The organism is Frankia sp. Allo2, assembly GCF_000733325.1.
In the GTDB taxonomy this organism is placed as follows: domain Bacteria; phylum Actinomycetota; class Actinomycetes; order Frankiales; family Frankiaceae; genus Frankia; species Frankia casuarinae.
This window is the reverse complement of sequence record NZ_JPHT01000035.1, coordinates 1-15495: the sequence shown is the minus strand read 5'-3', so window position 1 is coordinate 15495 and position 15495 is coordinate 1. Positions and strand designations below refer to the sequence as shown.

Genomic DNA, 15495 nt, shown 5'->3' with positions numbered 1-15495 from the left:
CCGCCGGCAGCGGTCGACCCGCCGCCGCGGTCGGATTCCCCACGAACACCCCGGGGTGAGTCGGGGTCCGGACCCGGACCCGTTCCCGGTCCGACCCCCGGCTTTCCCGGCGAGGGGAATCCGCACCCGGCTCCGGTGTTCCTCTGTCCACGATCCGATCCCGAATCGGGTTTCTTTCCCTGCTTTCCTGGGCATCATCCGGCCCGGCATGGCGTTACTCTTTCCAGAACCNCCCCGGACACCGCTCCGTGCCCCGCCGGCAGCGGCTGTTCACCCCTGCCCTGCGCACCCCTCGTTTTCCCGACGCCTGGAGGCGATATGACGGCTGGCACCACCCCTGGTCACCCCCACGACTCCGACGACGACAGCGGCGTGGTGCCGCTGCGGGACACCCGCCACGTGGAGATCGAACGGATCGAGACCGAACCGATGACCGACGACCAGGAACGTGCCGCCATCCGCGCGCTCGCCGCGCTCATCACCTACTGGCAGCAGCAGCGGCCCGCCCCACCTGCCAAGGACGACGCCGCCTAATACCCCGGGGGGGTAACGCCATGCCCATCACCCGCCAACGCCTGCCCTGGCGGCGCCGACCCGCCGCCAGCCCACCCGGTTTGCTGCGGGTCGCCGTCTACCAGCGGCACCGGCCCGACGCCGCCGGCCCGGGTTCCCTCGACGCCCAGCACGACCGGATCCGCGCGTTCCTCGACGCCCACCTCGGGCGGGATCTCATCCCCGACCAGCCCGCCACCGGCCCCCACCGGCACGACGTCCACACCCCGCCCCGGCGACACGTCTGACCCCCGTCTGAACCCTGGAGCCGCCCGGCCATGCCCCGTTCCAACGCCCGCCGCGTCACCAGCCCCCGCACCCGCGACGCCTTCGCCAGCACCCTGCCCGCCACCGTCCGCGTCGGGATCTACCTACGCCGCTCCACCGACGACGACCACCAGCGCTACACCCTCGACGCCCAGGAAGACCGGCTCCGCTCCTACGTCGACTCCCAACCCGGCTGGGAGATCACGCTGCGGTTCTCCGACGACGCCTCCGGCGCCAGCACCGACCGCAAAGATCTCCACCGCGCACTGGCCGCCGCCCGCAACGGACTCATCGACGTCCTGCTCGTCTACCGGGTCGACCGGCTCTCCCGCAACCTGCGCGACACCGTCCAACTGTTGGAAGACCTCGACGAGGCAGGCGTCGTGTTCCGGTCCGCCACGGAGCCGTTCGACACCTCCACCCCGATGGGCCGCATGCTCCTGCAGATGCTGGCCATGTTCGCCCAGTTCGAACGCGACACCATCATCGACCGCGTCGTCGCCGGGATGGAACGTAAAGCCCGCGAAGGCCGCTGGATGAGCACCCAAGCCCCCTACGGCTACCACGTCGACAAGCCCACCTGGACCCTCATCCCCTACGAACCCGAAGCCGCGATCATCCGGGCGATCTTCGAGCTCTACACCCGCCGCCGGCTCGGCGCCCGCGCGATCGCGACCACCCTCAACGACCGCGGACACCGCACCCGCAGCGGTAACCAGTGGACCGGTCACCAGGTCCTGCGCTACCTCGACAACCGCGTCTACCTCGGCGAAGCATCGTTCCGGGACATCGTCGTCGTCGACACCCACCAGCCGATCATCGACCGGGCCATCTTCGACGACGCCCAGCGGCTGCTCACCGCCCGCAGCGAAGCCCACTCCCGCCGGGCCTCCAACGCCTCCGACTACCACCTCACCGGCCGGATGCGCTGCCCCCGCTGCGGCAAAACCATGCTCGGGACCCGCGCCACCGGCCGCCATGGCCGCAAATACCGCTACTACACCTGCTTCACCCGCAACCGCTACGGCTCCGACCGCTGCGACGCCCCCCGACTGGACGCCGACGCCATCGACCACGCCGTCCTCGAAGCCCTCGCCGACTTCTACCGCGAGCAGCACACCCTCATCGCCGACGCCGTCAAAAGGGCCCAGCAGGCCCACCGCAACGCCCGCGGTGACCTACGCACCGAACTCACCACCGTCGACACCGAACTCACCCAGACCAACCGGGCGATCGACCGCTACCTCACCGCATTCGAACATGGCACCATCGACGAAGAAACCATCGGGGAACGCCTCGCGAAACNCCNCNCCCAACANAAACANCNCCGCAACCGCCACAGCGAACTGACCGATCAGATCGCCCGCGAACCCGTCACACCCGCCCCCGCCGCCCTCGACACCATCGCCGCGAACATCACGATCGTCATCAAGACCGGCACCAACCAGCAACGCAAAGCACTCATCGAAGCACTCATCGCCGAAGTCAAGATCAGCGGACCCGACCGGCTCATACCCGTCTTCCGCATCCCACAACCCGACCCCGACGACGACCAGCCNCCCNCCCTGACCGCCGTCGCAGCCCACCCACCAGCCACAACAGCCCCGAAGGGACCGGTTCGCGCAATGAATACCCGGGTGCGCCGCCAGGGACTTGAACCCCGAACCCGCGGATTAAGAGTCCGCTGCTCTGCCAATTGAGCTAGCGGCGCGTTGCCTCCGCGTCCCCGCGGCGACATGCAGAACTCTACCAGGCGCTGGAGACGAGTGGCCGGGGGGTGCGGGCGCGGCGCTCGGTACCGGCGGCCACCTTGGAGATCGCCGATGGCGGGGGCTCCGGGGTCCCTGTGTGTCCTCCGGGGCTGATCTTGCTCGGGACCTTGCTCGCTCGGGACCTTGCTCGGGACCCGCGGCTTCCTGTGGTCTCGGCTCGGAGCCGTGACGGGCATCAGCGGGGTTCCAGGAATGTTTCGCTGATAGACATGACGTGGCCGACGCCGCGGGCCTGCCGGACGTACGGTCAGGCTGGGACACCGCGGTGAGGCTGGGACGCGGCGGCTTTGGCGTCTCGTCCCAGCCTTCGCGTCCGATCCGGACCGGCGTCACGCGGGTACCGAATCGGACCTGACGACCTGGAGGCCCACCGCGAGCTCCGAAGCATCGTCCGCTGACACGGCCCGTCCCTCGCACGGACCGCCGGATCGGCCGGACCCCAGTCCGCATCCGGCTCCGGCTCCCGTCGAGCGATCGCAGTTGCCCAGCCCACGCCCACGGCCCCAACCAGCCGAGGAGCCTGCCGCGCCCGGGCCGGAGAAAGCCGAGGAGGCCGGGCCGGAGAAACCGGCGGCCGGCTGGCTGCGCAGGATTCTCCGCGAGATCCTCGTGTACCGCCGCAACGCCGCCTTGGCCTTCGGCGCCGCGCTGCTCGGCACGCTCGTCACGGCCGCCGTCCCGTTGGTCGAGCGGCAGGTCATCGACAACGTCGTAGTCACGCACCGCCACTCTCTCGCACCCTACGTCGCCATTCTGCTCGGGGCCGGGGTCGTCGTCTTCGCCGCCGCGTTCGTCCGACGCTACGTCGGTGGTCGGCTCTCCCTCGACGTCCAGTACGACCTGCGCGACGCCGTCTTCAGCGCCATCGAGCGCCTCGACGGGGCCCGGCAGGACCAGCTCCAGACCGGGCAGGTGGTGAGCCGGGCGATCTCGGACGTCACCGTGGTCCAGGGTCTGCTGTCCTACCTGCCGATGATGAGCGGCAACCTGGTGCTCTTCGTCGTGTCCCTTGTGGTGATGGCCTGGCTGTCCCCGCTGCTCACTGTCATCGCGCTCGCGCTGGGGCCGGCGCTGTTCATCGTCGGCTACAGCGCCCGACGCACGGTCTTCCCGGCGACCTGGGCGGCGCAGCAGCAGGCTGGCGAGGTTGCCGGAGCGGTCGAAGAGGCCGTCGCCGGCGTCCGGGTGGTGAAGGGGTTCGGACAGGAGGCCCGCGAGCTGGACCGGCTGGCGGTGGACGCCCGGTGGCTGTTCGCGCTTCGGATGCGTGCGGTGCGCATCACCAGCAGGTTCGGTGCGGCGATGCAGGCCGTTCCCGCGCTCGGCCAGGTCGCGGTGCTGGCGCTCGGCGGCTGGCTGGCGCTGACGGACCGGATCACCCTCGGTACCTTCCTCGCGTTCAGCACCTATCTCGGCGCCCTGATCGGGCCGACGCGGACCCTCGCCGGTCTGCTCACCGTGGGCCAGCAGGCCAAGGCCAGCACGATACGCATCTTCGAGATCATCGATTCGCAGCCGGCGATCACGGACCGGCCGGACGCCGTGCGCCTTGGCCGGATCCGCGGGCTGGTCGACCTGGACAGTGTCACGTTCGGCTACGCTCCGTCTCGCCCCGTGCTGCGGGACGTGAGCCTGCGGATCGAACCGGGGGAGACGGTCGCCCTCGTCGGCACGTCCGGTTCGGGTAAGTCGACGGTCGCGATGCTGCTGCCGCGGTTCTACGACCCCCAGGCCGGGACGGTCCGCCTTGACGGTGTGGACATCCGCACGGTGACACTGTCGTCGCTGCGGGCGCAGATCGGGGTCGTCTTCGAGGACAGTTTCCTGTTCTCCGACACGGTGCGCGCGAACATCGCCTACGGCNGGCCGGGTGCCACGGACGACCAGATCATCGCGGCCGCGCGGGCGGCGCAGGCGGACGTCTTCATCCGCGGCCTGCCCGACGGCTATGACACCGTCGTGGGAGAACAGGGCCTGACCCTCTCCGGCGGCCAGCGCCAGCGCGTCGCGCTCGCCCGCGCGCTACTCACCGATCCCCGCGTCCTGCTCCTCGACGACGCGACCTCGGCCGTGGACGCCCGGATCGAGGCCGAGATCCATGACACGCTTCGGACGATCATGCGTGGCCGCACCACTCTGCTCATCGCGCACCGGCGCTCCACCCTGCGCCTTGCCGACCGGATCGCCGTGCTCGACGCCGGCCGGATCGTCGACGTCGGGACCGAGGCCGAACTGACGGCCCGATGTCCTCTGTTCCGCCATCTGCTCGCCGGCCCCGGCGAGGGCCTTCCCGACCAGCTCTCGTCCCCGTCCCCGTCTCCCGACCCCGGCCTTTCTTGCCTGTCCAGAGGGATAAATCAGACGCAAAAGGCTCTGGATAGGCAAGGAAGTAGGCAAGGGAAAGGAAGTAGGCAAGGGAAAAGAAAGGGAAATGTTCTCCGGGGTGGTGCTACCCGGGGTGGTCTCGGCCGGGGGCTCGGCGGCGGGGGCCCCTTCGGTGACATGCCGGCGACCCCCGACCTGCTCGCCCGGGTCGACGCCCTGCCCCCGGCGCTCGACGAGCCGCGGGTCGACCAGGCTGCGGCGGCCGCCCCCGACCCGGCATTCTCGCTGCACCGGCTGCTGGCCGTGGTCCGCTGGCCGCTCATCCTGGGCCTGCTGCTGGTGGCGGCAGACGCCGTCGCGGGTCTCGCCCTGCCAGCGTTGGTGCGGCATGCCGTCGACGCCGGCGTGAGCGTCGGGGCACGTGACGTCCTGTTCGCCACCGCCGGTGTCGCGCTGGCGGTGGTGCTGGTCAACTGGGCGGTGCAGGTGTGGCAGACCCGTGTCACGGGCCGGATGGGGGAGCGGCTGCTCTACATCCTGCGGGTGAAGACCTTTGCGCAGCTGCAGCGCCTCGGGCTCGACTACTACGAGCGCGAGCTCGCCGGCCGGATCATGACCCGGATGACGACCGACGTCGACGCCCTGTCGACCTTCCTGCAGACCGGCCTGACCACCGCCATCGTCAGCCTGCTGTCCTTCTTCGGCGTCCTGGTGGCGTTGATCGTGCTGGACGCCGAGCTCGCCCTGGNCGTCGTCGCCGTACTGCCGATCCTGATCGTGGTGACGGTGGTGTTCCGGCGTCGCTCCTCCGCCGCCTACACCGAGTCCCGGGAACGGGTCAGCGCCGTCAACGCATCGCTGCAGGAGAACCTGACCGGGCTGCGCATCGCCCAGGCGTTCGGCCGGGAAGCGGTCAACCAGGCGAGGTTCCGCGAGCTCGCGGACAGCTACCGCCGCTCGCGGCTGCGGGCACAACGGATGATCGCTCTCTACTTCCCGTTCGTCGAGTTCCTCTCCCGGATCGCGGGTGCTCTCGTGCTGGGAATCGGCGCCCACCTGGCCGTCGGCGGATCCCTGTCGCCGGGAGCACTACTCGCGTTCCTGCTCTACGTGGACCTCTTCTTCGCGCCGGTGCAGCAACTGTCCCAGGTGTTCGACGGTTATCAGCAGGCCCGGGTCGGTCTGCGCCGGCTTTCCGAGCTGCTGCGGACTCCGACCTCGACGCCGTCGGCCGAGTACCCGCGACCGGTCGGACGGCTGGCCGGCGAGGTGGTCCTGGACGGCGTCCGGTTCGCCTACGTGGGAGGCACTGCCGCGCGGACGGAGAACGCGGGGCCGGCGGGAAACGCGGGGCCGGCGGGAAACGCCGTGAACGGGGNGAGCCTGCGCATCGCCCCGGGGGAGACAGTCGCCCTGGTCGGGGAGACCGGCGCGGGCAAGTCCACGGTGGTGAAGCTGATCGCCCGGTTCTACGACGTGACCGAGGGCGCGGTGCGGGTGGACGGTGTTGACGTGCGCGACTTCGACCTGCCCGCCTACCGGCGACGGCTCGGCGTCGTTCCGCAGGAGCCGTTCTTGTTCTCCGGCACGGTCCGGGACGCCATCGCCTACGCTCGGCCGGATGCCTCCGACGCCGAGGTCGTGGCGGCGGCGCGGGCGGTCGGCGCCCACGCGTTCATCACCCGCCTGGCCGACGGCTACGATCATCTGGTCGGCGAACGCGGCCGGGGACTGTCCGCCGGCCAGCGTCAGCTCCTGGCGCTCGCCCGCGCGGAGCTCGCCGACCCGGACATCCTGCTGTTCGACGAGGCGACCGCGGCGCTCGACCTCGCGACGGAGGCTGCGGTCACGGCAGCCTCGGAGGCGGTGGCCACCCGGCGGACCACGATCATCGTCGCCCATCGGCTCACCACGGCGGCCAGGGCCGACCGGGTGGTCGTGATGGCGGACGGCCGGGTGGTCGAGCAGGGGCCGCACGCCGAGCTGGTGCACGCCGGCGGCCCGTATTCCCGCCTGTGGGCCGCCTTCACCGCGGAGTCGGTCACGCCCGCGGAGTCCGTCACGCCCGTGGATCTCAGCCCGACCGCGGACAGCGGTGCTGACCGGCGAGCGGCTGGCTGACCGGCGAGGGCGACCTCATTCCGTAATGTCATGGTTCGCCCTCAAGTCTGAGGGGATGCCCTCACGGGGCGACGAGCGAGCCCGCCCGCCGCCCCGATCGACCGAGCGGTCACCCGGGGCCGGCGGCGATCAGAGGAGGGGATCATGAAGGCGAACGGTCTGTTGATGGAGATCGCCTGGCCACGGCTGCCCAGCGGAATCGCCACACCAGGTGAACTCGCCGACCGGCTGGACGCCGACCTGCGGGACCGCGCCAGGGTCGCCGCGTTCGACGAGCACGGTCTGTGGGTCCGGGTCCACCAGCCGCACCAGGTCGAGGCGCTCGCTGCCGAACTCGCCTATAAGCTCTCCCAGGTTGGCGCGCCCGATCAGACGTTCCTCTCCTGGCACGACGAGCTGGGTGATCATCGTCGTTCGCTGAGCGGCCGTCGGATCGGGATGCACCGCAAGGTCGCCTGAACATTCCGGCGAATTCTCGACGAGGTCCCGGGAAGCCCGGGAAGCCTAGAAGATGGTGGATCGGCCCGGTCAGCCCTCGGTCAGCCCCCGATCGGTCGGCTGGCGGTCAGCCCGCGGCCGGCTGGAGGGTCTCCCGAGCGATCGCGGTGCCGAAGCGGACGGCGCCAGGGGNCGGGACCGGGCAGGCTGTCATCGGCTTCTGGGGCAACGGACAGAAGTGGACCCCGTCGGGGCTGCGGACCGTGACGACCCCGCCGGGCTCGCAGGTCTCGCCCGCGGCACAGGGCATCGTCGAGGTGAACCGGCCGTCCATGGTCAGGACCCGACCCGCGGGGACCACCCGGGTACGTTCGTGCTCCGCGGCGATCTGGCGCCACAGGCGGTCCAACGGGGTCATCCCGGCCTCGTCGACCGTCTGGTCACGCCGTGGCGGCGCATCCACGAGGACGACTTCGATGCCCTGATTCGTCAGCATCGTGACGGCCTTCGTCACGTCCTCCCGGTAGGCCGTCACCAGGTCACGACCCTGCATACAGGGCGTCACCTGGTTGCCGGAGAACACCAGAACCGCGGTGGTCGGCCGCCAACGCCGCGCCTGGTCGCGGATGTCCATGAGCCAGTCGCAGGGAGCCGTGCCACCCCAGGTGCGCACCAGCACGGCGGTCCCGCCGTCCGCGCGGGCCGCCTCGTCGAAGGCGTCACCCGCCTCCCAGGCGAGCGAGTCGCCCCACAACGCCACCCGTGGCCTGTCGTCGGAGGTCCTGTTCACCACCAGGGCACCCCCGACCAGGACGATCGCGACGACGAACAGCCAGCCGATCGGTCCCCGCCGTCCGATCCGCACGGTCCGCCCCTTCCTGCCCCGCCGCGCCGGCCGGTATCACCGGATCCCCGATCACGTCCGACCCTGCCCGGCTGCCCACCACCTCATCGTGCTTCCTGCCCGGCGCTGTTCTGGTGACGGGTGTGCCGTCCCCACGAGCGGACATTACTGAACGTACCGCCCATAGCTGTTCTATCCAGAGACCCGAGTAGCTCCGCTAGCGCGGGCGGTCGTGGCCGAGACGGAGGCTGGGGGCGGGGCATGGCGGTACCCGTGGCGGTGGGNATGGGGGCGCCGGTCGGAAGGCGAGACCGGATCTGTGGGAGAGTTTTTGCCATGACGCGGTCCGTTGCGACGCGCAGGCCCGCCATGGCACGCCGTGCCGCCGCCACGGCGTTGACCCTGGGCGGCGCGGCCGGGCTCACCTACGGCATTCCGTCGCTCACCACACTGCGTCGACTACGGCTGCGGTGGACGCCGGCGCTCGCAGGGCTCGGCGCGCCCGATCACGTCGCGCTCACCTTCGACGATGGTCCGGATCCCGTGTCCACGCCACAGTTTCTCGACGTGCTCGCCGAACTCGACGTGCGGGCGACGTTCTTCGTCCTCGGTGGTCTGCTGGAACGCGCACCGACGTTGGCGCGGGAGATGGCCGCCGCCGGGCACGAGCTGGCCGTGCACGGCTGGGATCATCGCCCGATGCTGTTGCGCGGTCCCCGCTCCACGCACGACCATCTCGCCCGCACCCGGGACCTGGTCGTCGAGATCACCGGTCGCGCGCCGCGGTTCGTCCGGCCGCCGCACGGCATCCTCTCGGCCGGGCTGCTCGTCGCGGCCCGCCGCCTCGACCTCAGCCCCGTCCTGTGGTCGGCATGGGGACGCGACTGGACGGCCGAGGCGACGCCGGGCAGCGTGCTGGGCACCCTCGCCCCCGACCTGTGCGGGGGCGCCACGGTGCTGCTGCACGACTGTGACTGCACATCGGCCCCCGGGGCCTGGCGCAGCGCGCTCGGGGCTCTGCCCGGGATCGCCGCGCGCTGCGACGACGCCGGCCTGCGCCTTGGACCACTCGCCGAGCACGGCCTACCGGCCTGGTCGAATCCTCCTTCTGGCAGGAGCGGCCGGGCAGGTCAGACGGCCGGGTAGAGGGAGTAGCTCGGGAAGTTGCCGACGAGCCGCTCGTCGGCGTCCGTGCCTACGGTGACGGCCCTGGCCAGATGGACACCGCCGACGAAGGCCCCCTTCCAGGAGGCGCCGCGGCCACCGAACGGCTCGTCCCGGTCGCCGCGGGAGCGCGGCTTGTTGACTCCGACCTTGAACGCCTGCAGCTCCCCGGCGAGCCGGCGGGCATGGGACTCGTCGTCGCAGGCCAGTGAGGCAACCAGCGCGCCGTTGGAGGCGTTCATCGCCGCCAGCAGCTCAGCCTCCGAGTCGACGACGACGATGGTGTCGACCGGGCCGAACGGCTCCGCGTGGTGCAGCGCGGACGACGCCGGCGGGCTCAGGATCGCCACCGGCGGCACGTAGGCGGAGGNGTCCTGCCCGGGGATGAACCGGCCGTCCGCGAGGTCTCCGCGGTAGATCGGCACGCCGCCCTTCGTGATCGCCTCGTCGATCTTCGCGGCCAGCTCGGTCGCCTTGTCCGCGGTGATGACCGGGCCGTAGTCCAGCTCGGGCAGCTGGTCGGTGTCGTCGGCGACGGCGAGGGGATGGCCGAACCGGACGCCGGAGACCACCGGCAGGTACATCTGGAGGAACCTGTCGAACAGTTGGCGCTGGACGACGTAGCGGGGGTAGGCGGTGCAGCGCTGCTTGCCGTACTCGAAGCCCTTCTTCAGATGGGCGGCGAGCACGTCCCACTGGGAGAAATCCCAGATACCCCAGGCGTTGAGGCCCTCCTGCTCTAGGAAGTGGCGCTTACCGGTGTCGACCAGGGCAGCGGCGACCTGGCCACCCGCCGACCGGCCGCCCACGAAGGCCAGGCAGCCGATCTCGGGGGCGCGGACCAGCGCCGAGCTCAGCCGGGAACCCGATCCGGAGACCAGCGAGACCGGCAGACCCTCCCGGCGGGCCAGTGCGCTCGCCAGGGTCAGGCAGGCGGCGCCGCCGTCGGTCGGGGTCTTGGCGATGGTGCCGTTGCCGGCGAGGATCTGGACGAGCACGGCATGCATGAGCACGCTCATCGGGTAGTTCCAGCTGGCGATGTTGCTCACCGGACCGGGTAGCGGGGTGCGCCCGGCGATCATGCCGTCGATCTCGTCGATGTACCAGCGCACCCCGTCGAGGGCACGGTCGACGTCGGTGCGCGCCAGTCGCCAGGGCTTGCCGATCTCCCAGACGAGCAGGAGAGCCAGCAGGTCGCGGTGGGCGTCCATGGCGTCAACGGCGGCGCGTACTCGGGCCTTGCGCTCGGGCAGCGCCACGTCGCGCCAGTGCTTGTGGTCGTCGAGAGCGGCCCGGATCGCATCCCGGGCCTCGTCCTGCTCGATCATCGGGGGCCCGGCGATCGGTGTGCCGTCGACGGGGGACAGGCTGTGCAGTGGATTTCCAGTTCGATGCCAGTGCCCGCCCCAGAGATTACGGAGGCGGTCCTCGTCGAACGCCTCGGGGGCAACCTGGCGGCAGGTGGTGAACGCCTCGGACCAGGTGGTACCCGGCTTAATGTGGAGTCGTGGCTGGGAGCTGCTGGATGCTGCGGCCATACCGGTGATATTGACGGTCATCCGCCGATCACGCCAGGCAAAGCGGCCCACTATTTCGAGGATTCTTAGATGACTGTATCAGATTAATAACTCTCGGTAATTTCCTGCATAAATCGTCATGTGGTCACTCATCGCCCCCGCTCGATATCCAATGATCTTGCTGGTGCTGCTGGTGCTGNTGGTGCTGCTGGTGCTGGCTTGCCGCTCTGGTCGCCGGGGTCGTTGCCAGGAGGAAACCGGGCGCGACTCGCCACGCGAACATGGTCCTATGCGGGTGGGTGGCAGCGTCCACCGCGTACTATTTCCGGCATGTCGGATGCGTTTATCGGGCAAGATGGTGGCACCACTTCGGCGCCGTCACGACCTCGGGTGTGTACTTCATCACGTAGAGTGGGATGGTGTCCGAACCGCCTTTCGTTCGCGTCCGGGTTGCCGCCGCTCGGACCATTCGATCCTGATTCCCGGATGTGTGATGACGGCCAGTGTCGTGCCGCCGTCGGCCGCTGAAGCCGACTCCGTCGAGGGCTCCGCGCTGATCCGGGTCCTCGTAGTAGATGATCATGAGTTGTTCCTTCAGGGCCTGCAGACGGTCCTGGAGATCGAGGAGGACATCAGCGTCGTCGGCCGGGCCGGTAACGGTCAAGAGGCTCTGACCTTGGCCTCCGGGACATCGCCGGACATCGTCCTGATGGATGTCCGGATGCCGGGCCGGGACGGGATCGCCGCGGCGGGTGCCATCAAACGTGCTGTTCCGCGCACGCGTATCGTGATGCTCACGGTCTCGGACGAGGAGTCTGACCTGTTCGAGGCGATCAAGGCGGGTGCGGNCGGGNACCTGCTGAAGTCGATTCCGCCGCACGAGGNGGCCGACGCGGNGCGGGCTGTCCACAATGGGCAGAGCCTGATCAGTCCTTCGATGGCATCGAAGTTGATGGTCGAGTTCGCCACGATGGCCCGGGGTACCGAGGACCGTCCTCGGGCGCACGCCCCGCACCTGACCGCGCGAGAACTCGAGGTACTGAAGCTGGTCGCTGAGGGGCGCGCGAACCGCGAGATTGCCCGCAAGCTGTTCATCAGTGAGAACACGGTCAAGAACCACGTTCGTAACATCCTGGACAAACTGCAGCTGCACTCGCGGATGGAGGCCGTGATGTACGCGGTTCGTCAGGGGCTGTTCGACATCGAGTGAGCCCGGCGGGGCCGCACGGTTGCCACGGTGGGCCTCTGTCCGCCAACCCGCGGGGCCTGGTCGGCGGGATATTGCTCTGGGGTGGGTGACGGGACTTGAACCCGCGGCCACCGGGACCACAACCCGGTGCTCTACCAGCTGAGCTACACCCACCAGAACCTGGCTGCCATGCCGAAGGAGGAGACCCGGCCGGACCGGAGATCCTCCGACCGGTGCGAATCCGGGATATTCCGAATCCGGGACGTTCCACCCACGCCGCCTGACCAAGCGAAGCTATCGTACCGGTCCGCGCCACTGGATGGGCAAGGGGGTTACCCCGGTCATGCCCGCCGCGCTCTGCGAGATCACTGCCCGTTCAGGCGGGCGGTGGAAGGTCTCCCGTCCAGCCGCGCGGGTGAACCGGCCGGGTCGTCCGGTTGCGGGTGCTCGGAGCCTCCGGCGGTCAGGGAGGCCAGCGACGCATCGGCCTGGTCGCGGATCTCGGCGGCGATCGCGCGGGCCTGCTCGGTGCCCGGCCCCGGCTGGGGAACGAACACGGCCCGTCGGTAGTAGCGCAGCTCCTCGATGCTCTCCTGGATGTCCGCCAGGGCCCGGTGGCCGCCGCGTTTGACCGGAGCCGCGTAGTAGGCCCGCACGTACCAGCGGCGGGCGAGCTCCTTGATCGACGAAACGTCGATCATGCGGNAGTGCAGGNGAGCGTCCAGCGACGGCAGATAGCGTGCGAGGAAGGTGCGGTCCGTGGCGATCGAGTTGCCGCACAACGGGGCCTTGCGCACCTCGGGAATCCGGGTGCGGACGTAGTCGAGGAGCTGGCGCTCCGCGTCGTCGAGGGACAAGGTGGACGCCCGGACGGCGGCGGTCAGGCCCGAGGCCTCGTGCATCTCGCGGACGACCGGCTCCATGGTCTGCAGCGCCTCCTCCGGCGCCGAGATGACCAGGTCGATGCCCTCGTCGAGGATGTTGAGCTCACTGTCCGTGACCAAGCAGGCCACTTCCAGGAGTAGATCCGACGCGGCGTCCAGGCCGGTCATCTCGCAGTCGATCCACACTAGTCGATCCATCCCGCTGACACTATGGTCTGCGGTCGCCGTCGTCACGTGCACCCTCGGGTTCTCGTCGTATGGCTGAGTGCCCGCTCCGTCGAGATCATCCTATAGTCCCTGCTCCGTTACTGACGGTGAAGCTGATGGAGATCTGAGTGTTCCCGGCTCCGACCAGGATCGCGGTCAGGGTGTACAGCCCGTCCGGGACCTCGGAGGTCTGCCATCCGCCGGGATGCGGCGTGAACAGGTACGGCGGGCCNGGGAGATCCCGCCGGTACGGCCCGGTCGGTCCGTTCAGCACGTACGTCAGGGGGCCGGCGTAGCCCGTCGTTTCCACCCGGATGATGCGGAAGCCGGAGATGGTCTCGCCCTGGTGGATGCCGGCGAAGGTGAACGGTGCGACGGACATCGTCGACGACGGCGTGGGCATGGCGCCCGGGCCGGACCGGGATGGACGACCGTCGGGTGCGGGGGATGCCGCCGGGGTCGGACCGGACCGGGGTTCCTGGCTGTGATAGCCGAACACCAGGATCGGCATCAGGACCAGGGCAGCGAAGAACAGCGCAAGACCGACCCAACCCCGCCTGAGGGCATCCACGCTGACTGCGTCCCTCCGCCATGCCGCCCATGGGTTCGGGTCACTTTAATGGGCGGGAAGGTGATCGACTCCCGCGGCCTGGGACCGACCGGGATCGAAGCGCGCAGTCGGGCNGGGGGAGGGAGGAAGTGGGCCGACGGCGGGTTGACGGGCACGCCGCCCGCCGCGGCGTCGGATCGGTATGGGTTGTCCGGATCGGCATGGGTTGTCCGGATCGGCGCGGGAGGCGCAGCCGCTTGTCGATGCGGCTGCCGAGGGCAGAACGATCTAGCGGGTGCGCCTGCGCCGGCCGGGTGGCCGGTTCGGCGGATGGGCGGGCCCGCGATTGTCCCGCGGTCGCTGGCGCACCCCTTGCCGACTGAGCCCCAGGATGCGCTGCTGTGCGATGCGCTCCTGCCGAAGACAGCGACCACGATCCACGCCCCGACCGTAGCCGCCATCTGCGTCTTCCGCGTCCCTCGTCACATGGTGTTTACCTTGTCCCCGGCGTGTCGCTGGCTCTCGCTCACCCTCCTCCCCGGCCCCTGGGCCGCCCCTGGTCGGCCTTCGGACGGCCGGTGACCCTCAGGGCCGGCGGGTGACCCTCAGGGCCGGCGGGTGACCCTCAGGGCCGGCGGGTGACCCTCAGGGCCGGCGGGTGACCCTCAGGCGGCCAGCGGGGTGGAGGAGCGCCCGCCGTGGCCCGGCCGGTCGGCGCGCCCGGTGGCGAAGGCGGGCTCCAGGGCCAGGTCCAGCACCTCCCGGACGTCGGTCACCAGGTGGACGGTGAGCGCGTCGCGCACCGGCGCCGGGACGTCGTCCAGGTCCGGGCCGTTACGCGCCGGCAGCAGCACCGTGGTGATGCCGGCGCGGTGCGCGGCGAGCAGCTTCTGCTTCACCCCGCCGATCGGCAGCACGCGCCCGGTCAGCGACACCTCGCCGGTCATCGCCACATCCGCCCGGACCGGCCGACCGGACAGCAGCGACGCCAGGGCCGTCGTCATCGTTACCCCGGCGCTCGGCCCGTCCTTCGGCACCGCACCCGCGGGGATGTGCACGTGGACACCGCGGTCGGCCAGATCGCCGACGGGAAGTTCCAGCTCCACCCCGCGCGAGCGCAGGTAGGACAGCGCGATCTGCGCCGACTCCTTCATCACGNCGCCGAGCTNCCCGGTCNGGGTGANCCCGNCCCCGCCGGTCTCCGGGTCGGCCAGCGACGCCTCGACGAACAGGACGTCACCGCCGGCGCCGGTCACCGCCAGGCCCGTCGCCACTCCCGGGAGGGCGGTGCGCTCCGCCGACTCCGGGGTGTGCCGCGGCCGGCCGATGTAGCCGGGCAGGTTCCCGGCATCGATCGTCACCGGCAGGGTGGCCTCGCCGAGCGCCACCCGGGCGACGATCTTGACGGGGTAGAGAAAAGTTGCGATGACCCCAGATGTGGCAGGGGACCCCAGCGAGGCCCGCATGCTCGGGGCTTCGCCGGGGTCCCAAGGGCCAGCCGACGGAGGGTTTGGAGTCAACCCCGCCGGCTGGGGCTCAGATGCACTGACCTCGAACCCGAGATCACGGGATCATCATGGCCATACAGGTCGTGGTCAGGTCAGGCGCCACGTGGCATAGCTACGCGCCAGGGCGGCTCGGTTCTGAGCGGCAAGGCTGTCCGAC

Annotated in this window: 10 protein-coding genes, 2 tRNA genes and 2 pseudogenes; 7 read left to right on the top strand and 7 right to left on the bottom strand. The window is 70.3% G+C overall.

Annotated features, from left to right (window positions below; all coding sequences use genetic code 11):
• Positions 1-318: 318 nt before the first annotated feature.
• The 3 genes and pseudogenes from ALLO2_RS18680 to ALLO2_RS27460 form a co-directional block, all read left to right on the top strand.
• Entirely contained in the window at positions 319-534 is a 216-nt protein-coding gene (locus ALLO2_RS18680; protein ID WP_023841657.1) for a hypothetical protein, read from the top strand.
• A 20-nt stretch (positions 535-554) separates the two neighbouring features.
• Complete coding sequence (locus ALLO2_RS18675) at positions 555-800, top strand: hypothetical protein (RefSeq protein WP_023841658.1); 246 nt, start codon at positions 555-557, stop codon at positions 798-800.
• Between the two features lie 30 nt (positions 801-830).
• Positions 831-1853 (top strand): annotated as a pseudogene (locus ALLO2_RS27460) (recombinase family protein); the annotation flags it as partial.
• Between the two features lie 604 nt (positions 1854-2457).
• Here ALLO2_RS27460 and ALLO2_RS18660 read toward each other — a convergent pair.
• Positions 2458-2530 (bottom strand) — tRNA-Lys (locus ALLO2_RS18660).
• A gap of 541 nt (positions 2531-3071) precedes the next feature.
• Here ALLO2_RS18660 and ALLO2_RS18655 point away from each other — a divergent pair.
• The gene (locus ALLO2_RS18655; protein ID WP_035733829.1) at positions 3072-7037 is read left to right on the top strand and encodes an ABC transporter ATP-binding protein; all 3966 of its coding nucleotides are present in this window, start codon (positions 3072-3074) and stop codon (positions 7035-7037) included.
• 144 nt (positions 7038-7181) lie between these two features.
• Positions 7182-7496, top strand: a complete 315-nt coding sequence (locus ALLO2_RS18650) for a hypothetical protein (RefSeq protein ID WP_011435485.1) — start codon at positions 7182-7184, stop codon at positions 7494-7496.
• Between the two features lie 106 nt (positions 7497-7602).
• On the opposite strand, the gene ALLO2_RS18645 is transcribed toward ALLO2_RS18650, so the two are convergent.
• A complete protein-coding gene (locus ALLO2_RS18645) occupies positions 7603-8340 on the bottom strand; it encodes an SGNH hydrolase domain-containing protein (RefSeq protein ID WP_051875398.1) in 738 nt (245 codons plus the stop codon).
• A 315-nt stretch (positions 8341-8655) separates the two neighbouring features.
• On the opposite strand from ALLO2_RS18645, the gene ALLO2_RS18640 reads away from it, so the two are divergent.
• Entirely contained in the window at positions 8656-9465 is an 810-nt protein-coding gene (locus tag ALLO2_RS18640; RefSeq protein WP_011435487.1) for a polysaccharide deacetylase family protein, read from the top strand.
• Here the strand turns inward: ALLO2_RS18640 and ALLO2_RS18635 are convergent.
• On the bottom strand, positions 9450-11021 hold the full coding sequence (locus tag ALLO2_RS18635) for an aldehyde dehydrogenase family protein (protein ID WP_035733852.1): 1572 nt from the start codon (positions 11019-11021) through the stop codon (positions 9450-9452). The genes ALLO2_RS18640 and ALLO2_RS18635 overlap by 16 nt on opposite strands.
• 472 nt (positions 11022-11493) lie before the next feature.
• On the opposite strand from ALLO2_RS18635, the gene ALLO2_RS18630 reads away from it, so the two are divergent.
• Complete coding sequence (locus tag ALLO2_RS18630; RefSeq protein ID WP_035733826.1) at positions 11494-12210, top strand: response regulator transcription factor; 717 nt, start codon at positions 11494-11496, stop codon at positions 12208-12210.
• A 77-nt stretch (positions 12211-12287) separates the two neighbouring features.
• Here the strand turns inward: ALLO2_RS18630 and ALLO2_RS18625 are convergent.
• The 4 genes and pseudogenes from ALLO2_RS18625 to ALLO2_RS18605 all read right to left on the bottom strand — a co-directional run.
• Positions 12288-12363: transfer RNA gene (locus ALLO2_RS18625), tRNA-His, on the bottom strand.
• Between the two features lie 191 nt (positions 12364-12554).
• Positions 12555-13271 carry an oligoribonuclease gene (orn, locus tag ALLO2_RS18620; RefSeq protein WP_232235196.1) on the bottom strand — a complete coding sequence of 239 codons (717 nt, stop codon included), beginning with the start codon at positions 13269-13271 and terminating at the stop codon, positions 12555-12557.
• Positions 13272-13356: 85 nt separating this feature from the next.
• Positions 13357-13851 carry a hypothetical protein gene (locus tag ALLO2_RS18615; RefSeq protein ID WP_011435491.1) on the bottom strand — a complete coding sequence of 165 codons (495 nt, stop codon included), beginning with the start codon at positions 13849-13851 and terminating at the stop codon, positions 13357-13359.
• 644 nt (positions 13852-14495) lie between these two features.
• Positions 14496-15233, bottom strand: a pseudogene (locus tag ALLO2_RS18605) (S16 family serine protease); the annotation flags it as partial.
• Between the last annotated feature and the right edge of the window lie 262 nt (positions 15234-15495).

Excerpts from the sequence above, each read along its gene's own strand:
- ALLO2_RS18640 (WP_011435487.1), top strand. The coding sequence starts at position 8,656 with ATGACGCGGTCCGTTGCGACGCGCAGGCCCGCCATGGCACGCCGTGCC.
- ALLO2_RS18675 (WP_023841658.1), top strand. The coding sequence starts at position 555 with ATGCCCATCACCCGCCAACGCCTGCCCTGGCGGCGCCGACCCGCCGCC.
- ALLO2_RS18650 (WP_011435485.1), top strand. The coding sequence starts at position 7,182 with ATGAAGGCGAACGGTCTGTTGATGGAGATCGCCTGGCCACGGCTGCCC.
- ALLO2_RS18680 (WP_023841657.1), top strand. The coding sequence starts at position 319 with ATGACGGCTGGCACCACCCCTGGTCACCCCCACGACTCCGACGACGAC.